At 26.8% G+C, this 15,790-nt stretch carries 15 protein-coding genes; 4 read left to right on the top strand and 11 right to left on the bottom strand.

What is annotated here, in order from left to right; genetic code table 11:
• Nucleotides 1-93 precede the first annotated feature (93 nt).
• On the bottom strand, nt 94-690 hold the full coding sequence (gene lexA, locus G534_RS0100075; protein ID WP_034595771.1) for a transcriptional repressor LexA: 597 nt from the start codon (nt 688-690) through the stop codon (nt 94-96).
• 126 nt (nt 691-816) lie between these two features.
• Between lexA and yneA the strand changes: the two genes are divergently transcribed.
• Nucleotides 817-1,113 (top strand): cell division suppressor protein YneA, encoded by a 297-nt coding sequence (gene yneA, locus G534_RS07515; RefSeq protein ID WP_034595769.1) that lies wholly within the window; start codon nt 817-819, stop codon nt 1,111-1,113.
• A 47-nt stretch (nt 1,114-1,160) separates the two neighbouring features.
• Nucleotides 1,161-2,090, top strand: a complete 930-nt coding sequence (locus G534_RS0100065) for a diacylglycerol/lipid kinase family protein (RefSeq protein WP_027347298.1) — start codon at nt 1,161-1,163, stop codon at nt 2,088-2,090.
• Between the two features lie 105 nt (nt 2,091-2,195).
• On the opposite strand, the gene miaA is transcribed toward G534_RS0100065, so the two are convergent.
• From miaA to gap, 9 genes are all read right to left on the bottom strand, one after another.
• A complete protein-coding gene (gene miaA / locus G534_RS0100060) occupies nt 2,196-3,104 on the bottom strand; it encodes a tRNA (adenosine(37)-N6)-dimethylallyltransferase MiaA (RefSeq protein WP_027347297.1) in 909 nt (302 codons plus the stop codon).
• Nucleotides 3,105-3,126: 22 nt separating this feature from the next.
• Nucleotides 3,127-4,965: a DNA mismatch repair endonuclease MutL gene (gene mutL, locus G534_RS0100055; protein WP_027347296.1), complete on the bottom strand. Its 1,839-nt coding sequence runs from the start codon at nt 4,963-4,965 to the stop codon at nt 3,127-3,129.
• A gap of 1 nt (nt 4,966) precedes the next feature.
• A complete protein-coding gene (gene mutS / locus G534_RS0100050; protein WP_027347295.1) occupies nt 4,967-7,564 on the bottom strand; it encodes a DNA mismatch repair protein MutS in 2,598 nt (865 codons plus the stop codon).
• A complete protein-coding gene (locus G534_RS0100045) occupies nt 7,551-8,486 on the bottom strand; it encodes a DMT family transporter (RefSeq protein WP_027347294.1) in 936 nt (311 codons plus the stop codon). Before G534_RS0100045 ends, mutS begins: the two co-directional genes overlap by 14 nt.
• Nucleotides 8,487-8,713: 227 nt before the next feature.
• Nucleotides 8,714-9,469, bottom strand: coding sequence for an iron ABC transporter ATP-binding protein (locus tag G534_RS0100040; protein WP_027347293.1), 756 nt, complete (start codon nt 9,467-9,469; stop codon nt 8,714-8,716).
• Complete coding sequence (locus tag G534_RS0100035; protein ID WP_027347292.1) at nt 9,466-10,461, bottom strand: iron chelate uptake ABC transporter family permease subunit; 996 nt, start codon at nt 10,459-10,461, stop codon at nt 9,466-9,468. The genes G534_RS0100040 and G534_RS0100035 overlap by 4 nt, the downstream gene beginning before the upstream one ends.
• On the bottom strand, nt 10,458-11,423 hold the full coding sequence (locus G534_RS07510; protein WP_034595766.1) for an ABC transporter permease: 966 nt from the start codon (nt 11,421-11,423) through the stop codon (nt 10,458-10,460). Before G534_RS07510 ends, G534_RS0100035 begins: the two co-directional genes overlap by 4 nt.
• Nucleotides 11,423-12,457, bottom strand: coding sequence for a siderophore ABC transporter substrate-binding protein (locus G534_RS0100025; RefSeq protein ID WP_034595763.1), 1,035 nt, complete (start codon nt 12,455-12,457; stop codon nt 11,423-11,425). The genes G534_RS07510 and G534_RS0100025 overlap by 1 nt, the downstream gene beginning before the upstream one ends.
• 220 nt (nt 12,458-12,677) lie before the next feature.
• Nucleotides 12,678-13,673 carry a type I glyceraldehyde-3-phosphate dehydrogenase gene (gene gap / locus G534_RS0100020; protein ID WP_027347290.1) on the bottom strand — a complete coding sequence of 332 codons (996 nt, stop codon included), beginning with the start codon at nt 13,671-13,673 and terminating at the stop codon, nt 12,678-12,680.
• Nucleotides 13,674-13,866: 193 nt separating this feature from the next.
• Between gap and G534_RS0100015 the strand changes: the two genes are divergently transcribed.
• Complete coding sequence (locus tag G534_RS0100015) at nt 13,867-14,169, top strand: DUF4298 domain-containing protein (RefSeq protein ID WP_027347289.1); 303 nt, start codon at nt 13,867-13,869, stop codon at nt 14,167-14,169.
• A 55-nt stretch (nt 14,170-14,224) separates the two neighbouring features.
• On the opposite strand, the gene G534_RS0100010 is transcribed toward G534_RS0100015, so the two are convergent.
• On the bottom strand, nt 14,225-15,154 hold the full coding sequence (locus tag G534_RS0100010) for a D-alanyl-D-alanine carboxypeptidase family protein (RefSeq protein ID WP_027347288.1): 930 nt from the start codon (nt 15,152-15,154) through the stop codon (nt 14,225-14,227).
• Nucleotides 15,155-15,479: 325 nt separating this feature from the next.
• On the opposite strand from G534_RS0100010, the gene G534_RS0100005 reads away from it, so the two are divergent.
• Nucleotides 15,480-15,790, top strand: a 311-nt coding sequence (locus tag G534_RS0100005) for a helix-turn-helix domain-containing protein (RefSeq protein ID WP_027347287.1), incomplete at its 3' end; no start/stop codon positions are given.

Raw genomic sequence — 15,790 nt, 5'->3', positions numbered from 1 at the left:
CAACTTTTTGAGTTAGTTCAATCCTCTAACAGATATTTTTTTATTTTTTATATTATGATCTTTTATTAAAAAAGAAACATCAATTTCAATATATTAAATATGTTCTCTAAATAAAGAAACTACTTTTCCTAATATTTCCAAATTATCAGGTATAATAGGTTCCATAGTAGAGTTCTCAGGAATTAACATAACTTGTCCATTCTTATCATAAAGTCTTTTAACAGTTGCACTATCATCAATTAGAGCTACAACTATATCTCCATGATTCGCATAATTCGCTTTCTTAACAAGTATAAGATCACCATCAAATATACCTATGTCAATCATAGAATCACCTTTAATATTTAACATAAAATATTCTCCGCTTTTAGCAATATGTGCCGGTATTGGAAAATAGTCATTTATATCTTCTATTGCAAGTATTGGATTACCTGCTGCTACATCCCCCACTATTGGAATATCAATCGTTTCTTCTTTTTGAATATCATCTTCTACTAATACTAATGATCTACTCTTTAAATCTGGTCTCTTGATAAGACCTAATTCTATTAACTCTTTAATATCAGATTGAACTGTTGATGTTGACTTAATTTCTAATTCTTTTTGTATCTCTCTAACTGATGGAGAATAATTGTGTTTATGAATATACTCTTTTATAAAATCGTAAACTTTTTGAACTCTAATCTTCATATTATACCTCTTTTCAATATTATTATAGCAAGAATTTAAAATTAAAACAAATGTTCTTTTTTATTTGACAAAGAACATTTGTTCTGGTATTATTTATTTAGATAGAACAGATGTTCGGAGGTTTGTATGAAATTTAGAATTAAAGATAGAAAGAAATTTAATAGATTTATATTTATTACAATGATGTTTATTACTATATTAACTTATACTCTTGTAAGTTTAACTAGCTCATATTTTGTAGAAGGTAAAACAGTCACTAGCAATAGTATAATAGTTAAACAAGGTGATACATTATGGTCTATTGCATCTAATATAGATTCTAGAAGAGATGTTCGTGAAATAGTCTATGATATTCAAAAATTAAACAAAATTAATGGATCTAATTTATATCCTGGAGAAAAATTATATATACCTGCTAAATAGTATAAAATATCACTCACTTATGGTAAAATTACTACATAGGTGAGTTTATGATTTTAAAAGATTTTAATAAAATTTTAGTCATTGTAAGTAGCAAAGGTCATAATGCAGAAAAGACTAAAAGAATAATTTCAAAAGAATTTAATAAATATATAGATACTTCAAAATACGATATTTTACTTACAGAAAATGAAGATTCTGTGCGTAATAATTCAATAAATTTTGCAAAAAATAACACCAATTCCCTATTGATAGTAGTTGGTGGAGATGGTAGCATAAGTGAAGCCGTCAATGCAATTGCAGATGAAGATATCTATTTTGGTTTTTTACCTTATGGGACAGGTAATGACTTTGCTAGAACAGTGTATCCTAAAATGAAATTAAAAGATATTATAAAAGGATTTAATAATATATCAATAAAAGACACTGATTTAATCAAAGTTAATGATGAATTTTCTGTAAATGCTACATCATTTGGATTCGAAAGTATAGTACTTGAAAAATCATTACAAGTTAAGAAATATCTAGGCAAATTTAATAAACTATCAATTCTATTAGGAGTAATTTTTTCATTAAATAAAATAAAACCATATACATATTGCTATGATATTAAATTTGATAATGGAAAAGTAGTTAAAGGATGCACTAAAAAAATTATAAGTGCAATTTGTAATGGAAAATTCTATGGAACGGGATATATGCCTGCACCATATGCAGAAATTAATGATGGCTGTATAGATGTTAATGTAGTAGAATATTTAGGCCCTCTAAAACTCTTATCACTTATGAATAAATACAAATCTGATAAACATTTAAATTTAGGTATAAGCCATAATTATAGAGTAGTATCTGGTAGTATACAATCAATTGAAGGACCAATGATCGCAAACAATGATGGAAATATACGATATTATACCAATTTGAATTTTGAAATAGTTCCAAATAAATTAAAATTGGCAATATTTAACCCGAATAATTAAGGTTCATAATAACTTTTATAATAGTTATTATGAACCTTTTTAATTCTATTTTTTTATATTAATACGTAATTTTAATTTTATATTTCAATAATAAATTGTTAAAAATTAATTAAATACCTTATTCATTATAAATTCAACAATTTCTTCTGTGGTTTTACCTTCTATGTTAACCCATTGAGAATATTCATTTCTTCTAAACCAAGTTAATTGTCTCTTTGCATAATTTCTAGAATGCTGTTTTAATATAGATTTCATAGTTTCAAGATCCGTTTGTCCTTTTAAATATGGAATTACTTCTCTATATCCTATAGCTTTCATAGATTGGGCATTTTCATCAGTATTTTTTAATATGGATTTAACTTCTTCTATTAAACCATCGGTAATCATTATATCCACACGTTTATTTATTCTCTCATAGAGTTTTTCTCTATCATCATACAAAACAAATAAATGATAATTATTTTCTGTATTTTTGATAGATCTGGAATAGTCAATTATCTTTCCGGAGTCTTCATATACCTCTATAGCTCTTATCAACTTTTTTTTATCTTTTAAAGATAGATGTGAATATGACTTATTAGAGATTTTATGCACTCTATCTAAAAGTGCTTTAGGATTTTTTTTATAAATAGATTCTAATTCTTCACGTAATTTAGAATTTGGTTTTACTTTTACAAAATCAAAATCATGTGTGAGAGAATCTATATAAAGTCCTGTACCACCTACTATTATAGGTACTTTTCCTTTTTTATGAATTTCTTCAATAATTTTAAGAGCCTCTATTTGATATTGTTGAACAGAGAAATTTTCATTAGGATTTAAAATATCTATCATGTGATGTTTAATCCCTTGCATTTCTTCCAAATTTGCTTTGGCTGTCCCAATATCCATCCCTCTATATATTTGCATGGAATCTGCTGAAATTATTTCCGTATTTAATTTTTTTGCAAGATTTATTGATAGAGCGGTCTTCCCTACTGCTGTCGGACCCGCTATTATAATTACATCTTTCATATCTTCCTTAAATATATATTAATCAGTTTAACCCTAATAATTTAATAAAATTATCAAATTCTATTTCAAAAATTATTGATTTTCCAAATGGACTAGTATTTGGATTTGAAGTTTTATTTAATTCATTTAATAATAATTTAGATTGTTTTTCATTAATTATTTTAGGTTTACTATTTGCAATTTGAAGTGATTTCTTAAGCAAATAATCTTTCTTATCTAATTGTTCATTTTCAATATCATCCAGCATTGCATGTATTTGATTCATGCTTGATGGTTCATCAAAATAATATGGAATAGATCTTATTGCAATACTTCTATCATCAAATTGATCTATTTCAAATCCTAGTTCTTCAAATAATAATTTATTCGAAGAGATTATTTCAATTTCTTTTGTAGTTAGTTCAATAATTAGAGGTGTCAATAGAGATTGAGTTTTAATTTCATCATTATTGATTTCTCTATCATAAATAATTCTTTGATTTGCTCTATTTATATCTACTAATTTTAATTTTGAATTTAATGCATCCTCAAGAATCATATATCTATTTAATAATATTGATTTAAATTCTAAACTATCAAATTCCATTTCAATTTGAATTTTGTCAGATATATCATCTGATTTACTAAATCCTGCAGGATTATTATCAAAATCTGTATTTTCAACTTCAATTTTATTATCTTTAATAATGTAATAATCTTCTTCTATTTCTTTAAAATTAATTAAGTTTTGATCTGAATAATCCCTATTAAAATCTTTATTTAAGTCCATTGGTAGCTTGTATGCGTCAAGAACTTTTTTATATCCATCTCCTTCATTTATATCTTGGAAATTAATATATTTTTCTTCTACTTCCTTTGTATCTAGTACTTTTGATTTTTCATTATTATATAAAGCACTAGTCAATGTTTCATTGATTAATTCAAGTAATTCATCTAAATATGAGAATTTAATTTTTTGTTTATTTGGATGAATATTTATATCTATAAGAGAAGGATCTACTTCAATTTTAATTTCATATACAGGAAATCTTCCTTGAGGAATCATATTTTGATATGCTTTTTCTATCTCTTGACTAATATTTTCACTTTCTATATATCTATTATTAACAAATAGAAATTGCATACTTCTATTTCCTTTGTAATATTTATTATTAGATATATTTCCTTTTATAATGTAGTGATCTGATTTAGCAAAAATATCTATATTATTTTTCATAAAATCTTTGCCAAATAAAGTTTCATAATTTAATATCTTTGAAAGTGCAGTATTTGTTCTAAATACTTCCCTATTATCTTTAATATATGTGAATGAAATTCCAGGATTTCCTATAGCAAATATATACATTAATTCAGATATCTTATTTGATTCTGAAATATCTGAATTTAAGAATTTTTGTCTAACTGGTATATATTTAAATAAATCAAATACTTCAATAGAAGTTCCTTTATTCATTCCTATATCTTTCTTTTCGATTAAAGCATTATTATCATAAACTACCTGTACACCCGTTGTTTGATCTAAAATTTTTGTTTTCATGATTACTTTAGATACTGAAACAATTGACGCTAATGCTTCTCCTCTAAATCCCATAGAATATATGGTATATAAATCGTCAAATTCGTCAATTTTAGATGTAGCATGTCTTTCAAAAGCTAATTCTACATCATCTTTTGGAATACCATCACCATCGTCAGAGACTTTAATATATGTTTTACCACCATTTTTTATTTCAACAATTATATTTTTAGAATTTGCATCAATTGAATTTTCAACAAGTTCTTTAATAATTGATGCCGGTCTTTCAACTACTTCTCCAGCTGCAATTTTTTGAATTGTATCATTTGATAAAACTTTAATCATATTACACATCCTTTGCTTTGTTTATAAATTTATTTAAAGTGTCAAGAGCTTGTATAGGTGTCATATTATCTATTACAATATCTGATAATTCACGAATTAAAATATCTTTTTCGATATTTACATTTTTATCAGCTATAAAGTTTAATTGTGCATTTTCAACTATTTGATTATCATTTATACTTTCAAGTATTGTATTTGCTCTAAATATTATTTCATCTGGAAGTCCTGAAAGCTTTGCTACTTCAATACCATAAGATTTATTTGTTTTACCTTTTACAATTTTTCTTAAAAATACTATATCTTGATTTGATTCTTCTATATCAACCTTTAGATTTTCAACATTTGGAAGAATATCTTCTAAATCTGTAAGTTCGTGATAATGGGTTGCAAATAAGGTCTTAGACTTATTGTGTTTACTCATATATTCAACTATTGATTTTGCAATACTATATCCGTCATTTGTAGATGTTCCTCTACCAACTTCATCTAAAATTACAAAACTAGTATCTTTAGCATTATTTATAATATTTGACATCTCGTTCATTTCTACCATAAATGTAGATTCACCCTTTGCAAGATTATCAGAAGCTCCAATCCTTGTAAACAACGCATCAGAGATTGAAATATCACATGCAGAAGCCGGTACAAATGATCCTATTTGTGCCATCAATATTATAAGGGCTACTTGTCTCATATATGTTGATTTTCCAGCCATATTTGGTCCAGTTATTATTTGAATAATTTTATTATTCTTACCAATAACTGTATCATTTGAAATAAATTCATTTATTCCCATGCTAATTTCTACAATTGGATGTCTTCCATCTTTAATTCTAAAATAGTTTTCATCATTAAATATTGGTCTTGTATAATTGTTGTTTATAGCAATTTTAGCAAGATTGTTTATTACGTCAATTGTAGAAATAATATCTGTCACTAATTTAATTCTTGTAGAATTACTTGAAATTTCATCTCTAATTGTAGAAAAAATCTTGTATTCTAAATCAACAATTTCACTTTGACTTCCAAGTATCATTTCTGATATTTGATTCAATCTATCGGTAATATATCTCTCACTATTTTTTAAAGTTTGACGTCTTATATAGTGATCTGGTACCTTTGAAATATGAGAATTTGTCACTTCTATATAGTAGCCAGTATTTTTATTATAGCTAATTTTAAGCTTATTTATATTAGTATTCTTTCTTTCCTCTAATTCGTATTCTAATAGCAATTCTTTACCGTGAGTTGATTCATATTTCAAATTATCAAGTTCTTCGGAATATCCAGATTTAATAATATCTCCTTCCGTAATAACGAAAGGTGCATCTTCTCTAATTGAACTATTTACTAGATTAAATAAATTTTCTAAAGTATCAAAATTTTGATACAAGTTATGGTAATGTTTATTATCCATAGTACCAAGTATTTCTTTCAATACAGGTAGATTTTCAATTGAATTTCTAAGATTTAATAAATCTCTAGCATTTGCATTCTTAAATGAAATTTTAGAAAGTATTCTCTCTAAATCATATATAGAAGATAATGTGGCAGAAAGTTTTTCAATTTTATCTTGATTTAATGTTAGATATTCAACCATATCAAGTCTAGTATTGATATCACTTTTATTTATCAAAGGAAATTCAAGCCATGAATTGATTTTTCTTGATCCCATTGGTGTATCGCATTTATCAAGTATTGAAAGCAATGAATTCTTTTTAGAATTATCTTGAAGATTTTTGTGTATTTCAAGATTTTCTCGAGTATGAGCATCAATCTTCATATATCTTACAGTATCTATATAATTGATATTATCAATATGCTCAAGTGTATCATTTCTAAATAGATAAATATAATCTAAAAGCATTGAAGACGATATTATAGAGAACATTTTTTCCATAAAGAAATCTCTATCATATCTTTTAATTTTTCCAGATATATTTTTTATCAAGTTTTTTATATCAAGATTATCTATATCAACATATGAAATTATAATATTATAATTATTTATATATGATGTAAAAGATTTAAATTCTATTGGTTTATTTAATATAATTTCTTTAGGATTTACCTTTACTATTAAATCTATTAAATCTCTTTCAATATTATTAGAATTGATAATTTCAGTTGTATTAAATTCTCCAGTTGTTATATCTACATATGAAACGCCAAAAGAGTCTTTTGTATTGTATATACTAAGTAGAAAATTGTTTTGACTATCCTTACCTTCCATATCAACTAAAGTTCCTGGAGTAATTATTTTTACAATATTTCTTTTAACAATACCCTTAGCAGTTGCTGGATCTTCTAATTGTTCAACAATTCCAACTTTGTATCCTTTATCTACAAGTCTTGTAATATATGCAGATGCTGAATGATGTGGAACCCCCGCCATTGGTACTTTTTCATCAAGACCAGCATCTCTACCAGTCAAAACAATCTCTAATTCTTTCGAGGCTAACAATGCATCATCAAAAAACATTTCATAGAAATCACCAAGTCTGTAAAATAATATAATTTCTTTATTTTCTTTTTTTAAATCGACATATTGCCTCATCATAGGCGTTAATCTGTCATAGTTGATTTTATCTATTAACATATTTTTCCTTAACTATATTTTCTCTTGTTCTGTTAATTATAATTATTCCAATAATTACAAAAATTAAACCTATAATTATTCCCCAAGTAATTTTTTCTCCAAGAATAAGTGCACTTAAAAATGTTCCAAAAAAAGGAATAAACAATCTCAAAAATGCTATTTCTGAAGCTTTATACTCTTTTAGAACCATATACCAAAGTGTAAATGCCGTAGCAGATAAAAACCCGCTATAAAGCAATAACAATGCAGAATTAAACGTAAATACAAGTGGTGTTTTAAGCATAAAATAACCAATCAGCATAAGTAAAATTCCACCATATAGAAACTGTCCACTTGACTGTGCAAATGCTGAAACAGAAGATGAACTTCTCTTAACATACATAGTTCCTATAGCTCCAAGTACGGCATTCATGAACATAAATCCTTCCCCTATTAATGAGAAGCTCCAATTAAATTCCTTATTTAAATTAGATATAATCACACCTACTAGACCAAATATAATAGCAATAAATTTATAAATATCAAATCTTTCATCTAAGAAGAAATGTGAAAATATAACTACTAAAAATGTAGAAGAAGATGTCAAAATAGCTGCTTTCATACCAGTAGTATTTCCAGTACCTATATAGAAGAAAAGATAACCTAAAGTTGTAACTATTATTCCTAATTTTAATAAATATGGGAATTTTGTTATCATTTGATTTACATTTTTTCTATCAAATATAAACATAAGTATAAGAACAAGAACACCTGCAATTGTAAATCTAATTCCTGCTACAAACATCATTGCAAAATAATCTCCACCCTGTATACCTAACTCCTTATACGTAAGTTTTACAGCTGGAAATGCTGATCCCCATAAAAACATACAAAAAATTGAAATCGCATATGCAATCCATTTATTCTTTAATAATTTATGCATTTAACTCTCCCAAAAATTTTATTTTCAATATATACTATATATTATATCATTGCTACAAAATTTTTAACAATTATAAACTAAATTCAAATTATCTTTTCTAATAAAAACTGACCTAATTTAGATAGTTTTTGGTCTATCTTATAGGTCAGTTCATTACTTAAATTCATATAATCTTTATCTATAAACAAAAAATATGTGTGTATATATCACATTTTCTTAAAATTGATTTAATCATAAACAGCAACTTTTCCAAATGGACTGTCTATAACATCTATTTTAGTTTCGAAAATATTTGATAAAATTTTAGTATTCATTATTTCATCTACACTACCCTCAAATAATAATTTCCCTTTTTTCATAGCTAAAATTCTATCAGAAAATCTTGCAGCAAAATTTATATCATGAATAACAATAAGTATTGTTCTTCCAAGTTCATCACATGCTTTTCTTAAGTATTTCATCATAGATACTGATTTTGCAACGTCAAGATTATTTAATGGTTCATCTAGAAGTACATATTTAGTATCCTGCGCAAGAACCATCGCAACATAGGCTCTTTGTCTCTCTCCTCCCGATAATTCATCTAGATATCTATTTTCTAGATGTTTTAATTCTAAAAAGTGTATATATTTATCTATGATTTCCATATCATTTGGCGTTAATCTTCCTTTCGTATAAGGATATCTTCCAAATGATACTAATTGCTTGACAGTTAATTTAGAAGTAAAATTGTTTTCTTGCCTTAAAATTGAAAGATTTTTAGATAATTCTTCGCTAGAACAATTGCATACATCCATTCCACCAACAGTTATTTTACCTGAGTCCATAGCCAAAAGTCTACCGATCATTAAAAGTGTTGTTGATTTCCCAGCACCATTAGGACCTATTATCGAGTTAATTCCGCCTTCTTTAATTTCAATATTAAGTGCTCCTATTTTTGCATCACTATTATAATATTTTTCAACATTTTCTAATTTTATCATTTTCTTCCCTTTCTTAATACTATGTAAAGGAAATATAATCCTCCAACTAATTCTATCAAAATTGATACAACGCCATTAGCATTAAAAATATGATTCATTACAAAGTATGCTAAAGTTATTATAAAATAAGCAAGAAAAAGAGCCATTAAAAATAAGTATTTATGATCATAAGTTTTTGAAATTTCATAACAAATACTTACAGTTAAAAATCCAAAGAAATTCATTGGCCCTATGAGCGCAGTAGATACACTCATCAAAATGCTTACTCCTATTAATGTATAAATTATTGATTTTTTATAATTTAATCCTAAATTATTTGATACATCTTCACCAAGTCCTATTACATTTAATTTATTAGATTTTGTAAAAATTATAAATCCAACAACTCCAATTATAATTGCAGAAATTAAAAAATAGGAAGGATCAGAATTGTTTACAGATGTAAATAGCTTTGCTTGTAAAACATCGAATTCTGATGGAGATAATAATCTTCTCATAAAAGCTGATATAGACCTAAGTCCTTGCCCCATTATTATTCCTATTAGAAGCAGAAAATCTATATTTCTATGTTTTTTAAGTAAAGTTGAAAATAATAATAAACTTATTATTACCATAATAGCTATTTGACTGAGATAATATGTCATTCCAGATAGAGCTATAAAGGAATTTATACCTAAAAAATACATAGTTGCTGTATTTATAGTAGAATAAATAGCCTCAAATCCTAAAAGTGATGGAGTTATTATCTTATTGTTAGTTACTGTCTGGAAAAGCAATGTAGCAAAAGCTTGGCAAGTTGCTGCTAAAAGCATAGCAATTATCGCATTTTGTCTTCTACTTACAACAGGTAAAAATGATGGCGAATCTATAGGAACAGGATTATTATATGTGAGAAGTCCATATATATTTACTAGAGTCAAGAAAATCAGTATTGATAAGATAATAAAGTATTTTTTCTTTTCTTTATTTGTCCTAAATGAAATTTCTTTCATTTCTTTCCTCCCTTAACAAATATTATAATCAAGAATCCGATAGCTCCGATAGATCCTAATATAAGTGAAACAGGAACTTCAAATGGTGATATAATAGTTCTTCCAATTATATCTGCTATCATTATCACTACCATTGCAGATAAACAAGTATATGGAAGATTTTCTCTAAGATTGTCTCCCCTATACATAGAAACAAGATTTGGTACTAAAATTCCAAGAAATGGTACATTTCCAACAACCGAAGCAACCAATCCTGTAGCAATTGATACTAATACATTTGATACAAGTATTATTTTCTTATAATTTAAACCAAGATTTGTCGCTACATCTTTACCAAGTCCTACAAGAGTTAATTTATCAGCATAGATATATATTATAACTGTTATTAAAATTATTAAATATAGATATTCATACCTTCCTTTTTGCATCTGTGCAAAAGATCCTGCAAACCATATTTCTAATGACTGAGTCATATTAAACTCTAAAGCTACAAATGTTGATATAGCTGATATTACCGCCCCCATCATTATACCTATAATTGGTACATAAAAAGATGATTTTAATTTAATATTTCTCAATAAAAGAATAAATATCATAGATCCTATAAATGAGAATACTATAGCAGCTGTTGTCCTTAACAATAAACTAGCAGATGGAACTAAAATATATGCTAAAATCAAGCCTAAACCGGCCCATTCAATGGTACCAGTTGTTGTTGGCTCAACTAGTTTATTTTGTGTTATAAGTTGCATTACTATTCCTGACATAGCCATAGCTGCACCAGTTAGCATAAGACTTAAAGTTCTAGGTATCCTCGTTATAAAAATCATTCTCCAGCCTTCATGATTTTTGGTGATATTATATGCGCCAGTGAATATTGAAATCAGTGCAACTAATATAACTAGTAGTATAAGTAAAACTAAAGATTTATCTATTTTCTTATTCGTATTTATATCTTTCATTATTTAGAAAATAGTTTGGTTAATCCTTCAAAAATCTTTATGAAGGTTTGTGGTGATTCATTTGTATATGTGTCAGCAGGAGCATAATAAATATCAGCATTTTTAATAGCTTCTACATTTTTCAAAGCTTCAGAAGATTCTATTACATCACTTGCTGGAATTGATTCCTCACCTTTTTTTGTTGTAGCTGCATCTCTATCTAAAACTAAGATATATTCTGGATTTGCTTGAGCAATTGCTTCAACAGATATATCGTCACCTTTATGGTCACTTGAAGTATTCTCTATATTTATTGCTGGTTTTAAATCAAGAACTTGATACAATGGTCCCCATACTCTACCAAAACCTGGTGCAGAATAACCAATTTCACCACCAGAAACTACTACAGATACTACACTTCCGCCCTTATATGCTTCTTTTGCATTAGCAATTGATTCATCAAGTTTGTTTTTCAATGCTTCCGCTTCATCTTTTTTATCAAATATAGCTGCAAGACTATCTATAGAGTCTTTGAATCCATTTATTAAATTCTCTCCAGGATTTTCAGCTTTTTCACTTACATCCCAGTTAAGATTGATAATATCAGCATTAGGTAAAAGTTTTTTAATTTCGTCATAATGTGAACCAAATCTTTGACCAACAATTACAAGATCAGGGTCTGTTGCTGCCAGAGCTTCTAAATTTGGTTCTCTATGATTTCCAACATCAACAATAGAATCATCTTCTTTATATCCACTTGTAGCGGACATTATAGGCTTTGGAGCTGCAACTAATTTAATTCCCCAATCTTCTAAAGTTTCAAATGTTCTATTATCGAGAGCAACAACTCTCTTAGGATTTTTTCTAACTTCAACTTCTCCTGTCAAATCTTTTATCTTAACAGTATCTTCTGATGCTTCTTCAGTAGTATTACCTTCCACAGTTTCTTCCATTTTTGTTTCGGTTTCTTTATCTGTATTTTGTACTTGTTCCTTTCCACAAGCAGTAAGAATAGTTGATGCTAAAAGCAAAATTAAAATTAATTTATTTTTCATAAAAATCTCCTTTTTTTATTTGTTACAATATTATTTTAGCACAAAAAATCTTAAAGTCAACATAATGAAAACGTTTATCACTACTATTTTGGTCAGGATTGAAATTTAATTTTTACAATAAAAAAAACGATAGAATTTTCTATCGCTTTTTACCGATTCTAAAATATCTTCTAGGAACTACTCCAACAGATATTTTAGAAATCTTTTATTTCTTTATATTTTATAGACTTGTCATGTATTCTAATGTATGGATCATGTTTCCTGTGAAACCATATTCATTATCATACCATGAAACAGTTTTAACTAATTGTTCACCGTTTTCACCAGTCATTATCTTAGTTTGAGTTGCATCAAATATTGATCCAGCTGGAACTCCAATAATATCAGAAGAAACTATTTCATCTGTGTTGTATAAGAATGCTTCACTTGAATATTTCTTCATAGCTTCGTTAACTTCTTCTGCAGTTACTTCTTTGTTTAATACTGAATATAATTCAACTACTGAACCTGTAATAACTGGAACTCTTAATGCTGTACCGTCTATTCTTCCATTTAAAGATGGTATAACTTTACCAACTGCTTTTGCAGCACCTGTTGACGCTGGAATAATATTTTGAGCAGCTGCTCTACTCTTTCTTCCACCAGGAGCATCTTGTGTTCCTTGTGTAGCTGTATAAGCATGGATTGTTGACATTAAAGCTCTATCTACACCAAATTCTTTATCTAAAACATTTACCATTGGCGCTAGGCAGTTTGTTGTACATGAAGCTGCAGAAACAATTTTATCTTCTGCTTCAATTATTTCGTGGTTAACACCAAATACAACTGTCTTTAAATCACCTTTAGCTGGAGCTGAGATAAGAACTTTTTTAGCACCTGCATCTATATGAGCTTGAGCTTTTTCTACTGATGTATAGAAACCTGTACATTCTAGTACAATATCAATTCCTAATTCACCCCATGGTAATTTTGAAGCATCTTTTTCTTCATATGATTTGATAGCTTTTCCATCTACTACTAAGTCATCATTTTTAACTTCTACTGTATATGGGAATCTACCTTGAGCTGTATCATATTTTAATAAATACGCTAAATCATCATTATTAGTTAAGTCGTTGATTGCAACAACTTCTAATTTTGTATCTGATTCTAAGATTCTTCTTAAAGCTAAACGACCTATACGACCGAAACCATTAATTGCTACTTTTATTGACATAATTTTTCTCCTTTTAATTTATTCTTACATATACTATTTTATACCTAAGTTAATTTTTTTTCAAATTTTAGTTCAAATTTTACAATATATATCAATTTTTTTACAAATAAATAATATATATTGTAAAAAATAATTATATTATTATTTTTTGGGTATTATATATTTGTATCAATTAAAAATATTGGAGGAAAAAATGGAATTTAAACATATTGAAGAATATACTGAAATTTATGAAAATCACAAACAAGTTATAGAAGAATTTAGAGCTTCTTTAGAAAAATTTCAAGAAAGCTATAAAGAATATAGAAAATTAGTAGATTATTATGATAGTGAACAATTTATGATAGACTTTAATAAATCTAATAATAACGAAATAGATCCAGAAATAAATCAAGGAATATTAACAGAAGATGCAATATATGATTTAATTGGAGACAATTACTATTTAGCTATCGATTTATTAACAATGTCAACAGATATGATAAAGAATAATTAGTAATGTAAGAATAAAATAATCCCCAACAGTTAAGCTGTTTGGGGAATTTATTTTATTATTTTTCTATAATTGTATCAATGGCTGCATGTATAGCCTTATATCTATCTTTATTTGATTTAGCTCCAAGACAAGTTATCAAATATCTTTTACCATCTTTTTCATATAAAGCAATTAAATTATATGATGATGCCATTGTTCCTGTCTTTACTCCTTTAATATTTTCATTATAATACAATGAGTTTTTGTCTAATAATGCATTTGTGTTTTTCCAAGTAAAATCTCCTTGCTTAGTTTTTATAGTAAAGGAACTTTCACCCATACATTCTTTAACAAAATCATAATCAATAAGCTTAAGAGCTACCCGATTTACATCTTTTAAATTAGTATCAGCTTGTGTAGAAAAACCACTAGGATCAAATAAGTCTGTATCATTATATCCCTCATTTTTTATGTGTTTTTTAAGGTTTTCTACAAAGTATTCTACATATTTTTCTGCCTTATATCCGTCTCCTAAGTCTTTCTTACCAATATTATATGCAAGCGCTAAAGCTGCATCATTACCAGATGGCACAAGCATAGCCTGCATTATTTGTTTAGCTGTATACTCTCCACTTTCTAAATTGGCCAGAGATGACCCATCAGGTACAAGACTCAATAATTCATCATTAATATATAAAATATCATCTAAATTGACTTTTGTCATCGCATAGTCTATTGTAAAGAGCTTAGATAAACTTGCAACAGTAGGTAATTGTTTGCCACCCTCATTAAATAAGTATTTTTCTTCATCGATATCATATACTGAAAAAGAAAGAGCATCTTCAGGAACTTTTACATCCTTTGTATTCACAATAAAATCCAGTCTATCATTTATTATTCTAAAAACTCTAGATTGTAATATTGTATTTTTGAATAAGAAAAATGAGCTAACAAGGATAACTATAATAATGAATATCGTAATTAAAAATTTCTTTTTTTTCTTCATATTTACCTCTTTTTAATAATGATTAAATTATATACTTTTAAATAATACTTGACAATAGTTTATGCTTAAATAAGTATTAATAAAATTTATAGCTTAGTTTTATTTATTTAGTTTTCAAATATAAATTTTATAATATTATTACCAATTTTATTATCTTCTACCATATTTAATTGTGCAATTTGATGAAAAAATCAATTCTATTATAAAAGTATTTTATTTAAAAATAAATATATCTAAAATCTGGGTGTATAAAATATAAAACTAAAAAAGATGACTTAAATGACCTGAACCCCAAAATCCGGAATATGGATGGAGGGGTTTTTGTATGCCAAAATACACAAAAGAATTTAAAATAAAATTAGTTATGGAGTACTTGACAGGTGAGTCTGGAGGTTATGAAAATGTAGCTAAAAAATATGATATTCCATATTCAACTATGAGAAACTGGATAGATAAATATAAAACAGGAGGTTTTGATAAATTATCTAAAAAATCAAAAAATAATAGATTTACTAGTGAATTTAAGCTATCTGTAATACAATATAGGCAAATCAATAATACTACGCTTAGAGAGACAGCTAAACACTTCAACCTTGCAAATGAATCTATTGTATACAGATGGGAGAAATCTTACCA

Origin of the sequence: Helcococcus sueciensis DSM 17243, from assembly GCF_000423145.1 — a bacterium.
Taxonomy (GTDB): domain Bacteria; phylum Bacillota; class Clostridia; order Tissierellales; family Peptoniphilaceae; genus Helcococcus; species Helcococcus sueciensis.
Note: the sequence above shows the minus strand (reverse complement) of the source record. Positions and strands in the feature narration are given on the sequence as shown.

Excerpts from the sequence above, each read along its gene's own strand:
- G534_RS0100010 (WP_027347288.1), bottom strand. The coding sequence starts at position 15,154 with ATGAAGAAAAAAAAGAAATTTTTAATTACGATATTCATTATTATAGTT.
- G534_RS0100025 (WP_034595763.1), bottom strand. The coding sequence starts at position 12,457 with ATGAAAAATAAATTAATTTTAATTTTGCTTTTAGCATCAACTATTCTT.
- G534_RS0100040 (WP_027347293.1), bottom strand. The coding sequence starts at position 9,469 with ATGATAAAATTAGAAAATGTTGAAAAATATTATAATAGTGATGCAAAA.
- G534_RS0100045 (WP_027347294.1), bottom strand. The coding sequence starts at position 8,486 with ATGCATAAATTATTAAAGAATAAATGGATTGCATATGCGATTTCAATT.
- G534_RS0100015 (WP_027347289.1), top strand. The coding sequence starts at position 13,867 with ATGGAATTTAAACATATTGAAGAATATACTGAAATTTATGAAAATCAC.
- yneA (WP_034595769.1), top strand. The coding sequence starts at position 817 with ATGAAATTTAGAATTAAAGATAGAAAGAAATTTAATAGATTTATATTT.
- G534_RS0100065 (WP_027347298.1), top strand. The coding sequence starts at position 1,161 with ATGATTTTAAAAGATTTTAATAAAATTTTAGTCATTGTAAGTAGCAAA.
- mutS (WP_027347295.1), bottom strand. The coding sequence starts at position 7,564 with ATGTTAATAGATAAAATCAACTATGACAGATTAACGCCTATGATGAGG.
- miaA (WP_027347297.1), bottom strand. The coding sequence starts at position 3,104 with ATGAAAGATGTAATTATAATAGCGGGTCCGACAGCAGTAGGGAAGACC.
- mutL (WP_027347296.1), bottom strand. The coding sequence starts at position 4,965 with ATGATTAAAGTTTTATCAAATGATACAATTCAAAAAATTGCAGCTGGA.
- G534_RS07510 (WP_034595766.1), bottom strand. The coding sequence starts at position 11,423 with ATGAAAGATATAAATACGAATAAGAAAATAGATAAATCTTTAGTTTTA.
- lexA (WP_034595771.1), bottom strand. The coding sequence starts at position 690 with ATGAAGATTAGAGTTCAAAAAGTTTACGATTTTATAAAAGAGTATATT.
- gap (WP_027347290.1), bottom strand. The coding sequence starts at position 13,673 with ATGTCAATAAAAGTAGCAATTAATGGTTTCGGTCGTATAGGTCGTTTA.
- G534_RS0100035 (WP_027347292.1), bottom strand. The coding sequence starts at position 10,461 with ATGAAAGAAATTTCATTTAGGACAAATAAAGAAAAGAAAAAATACTTT.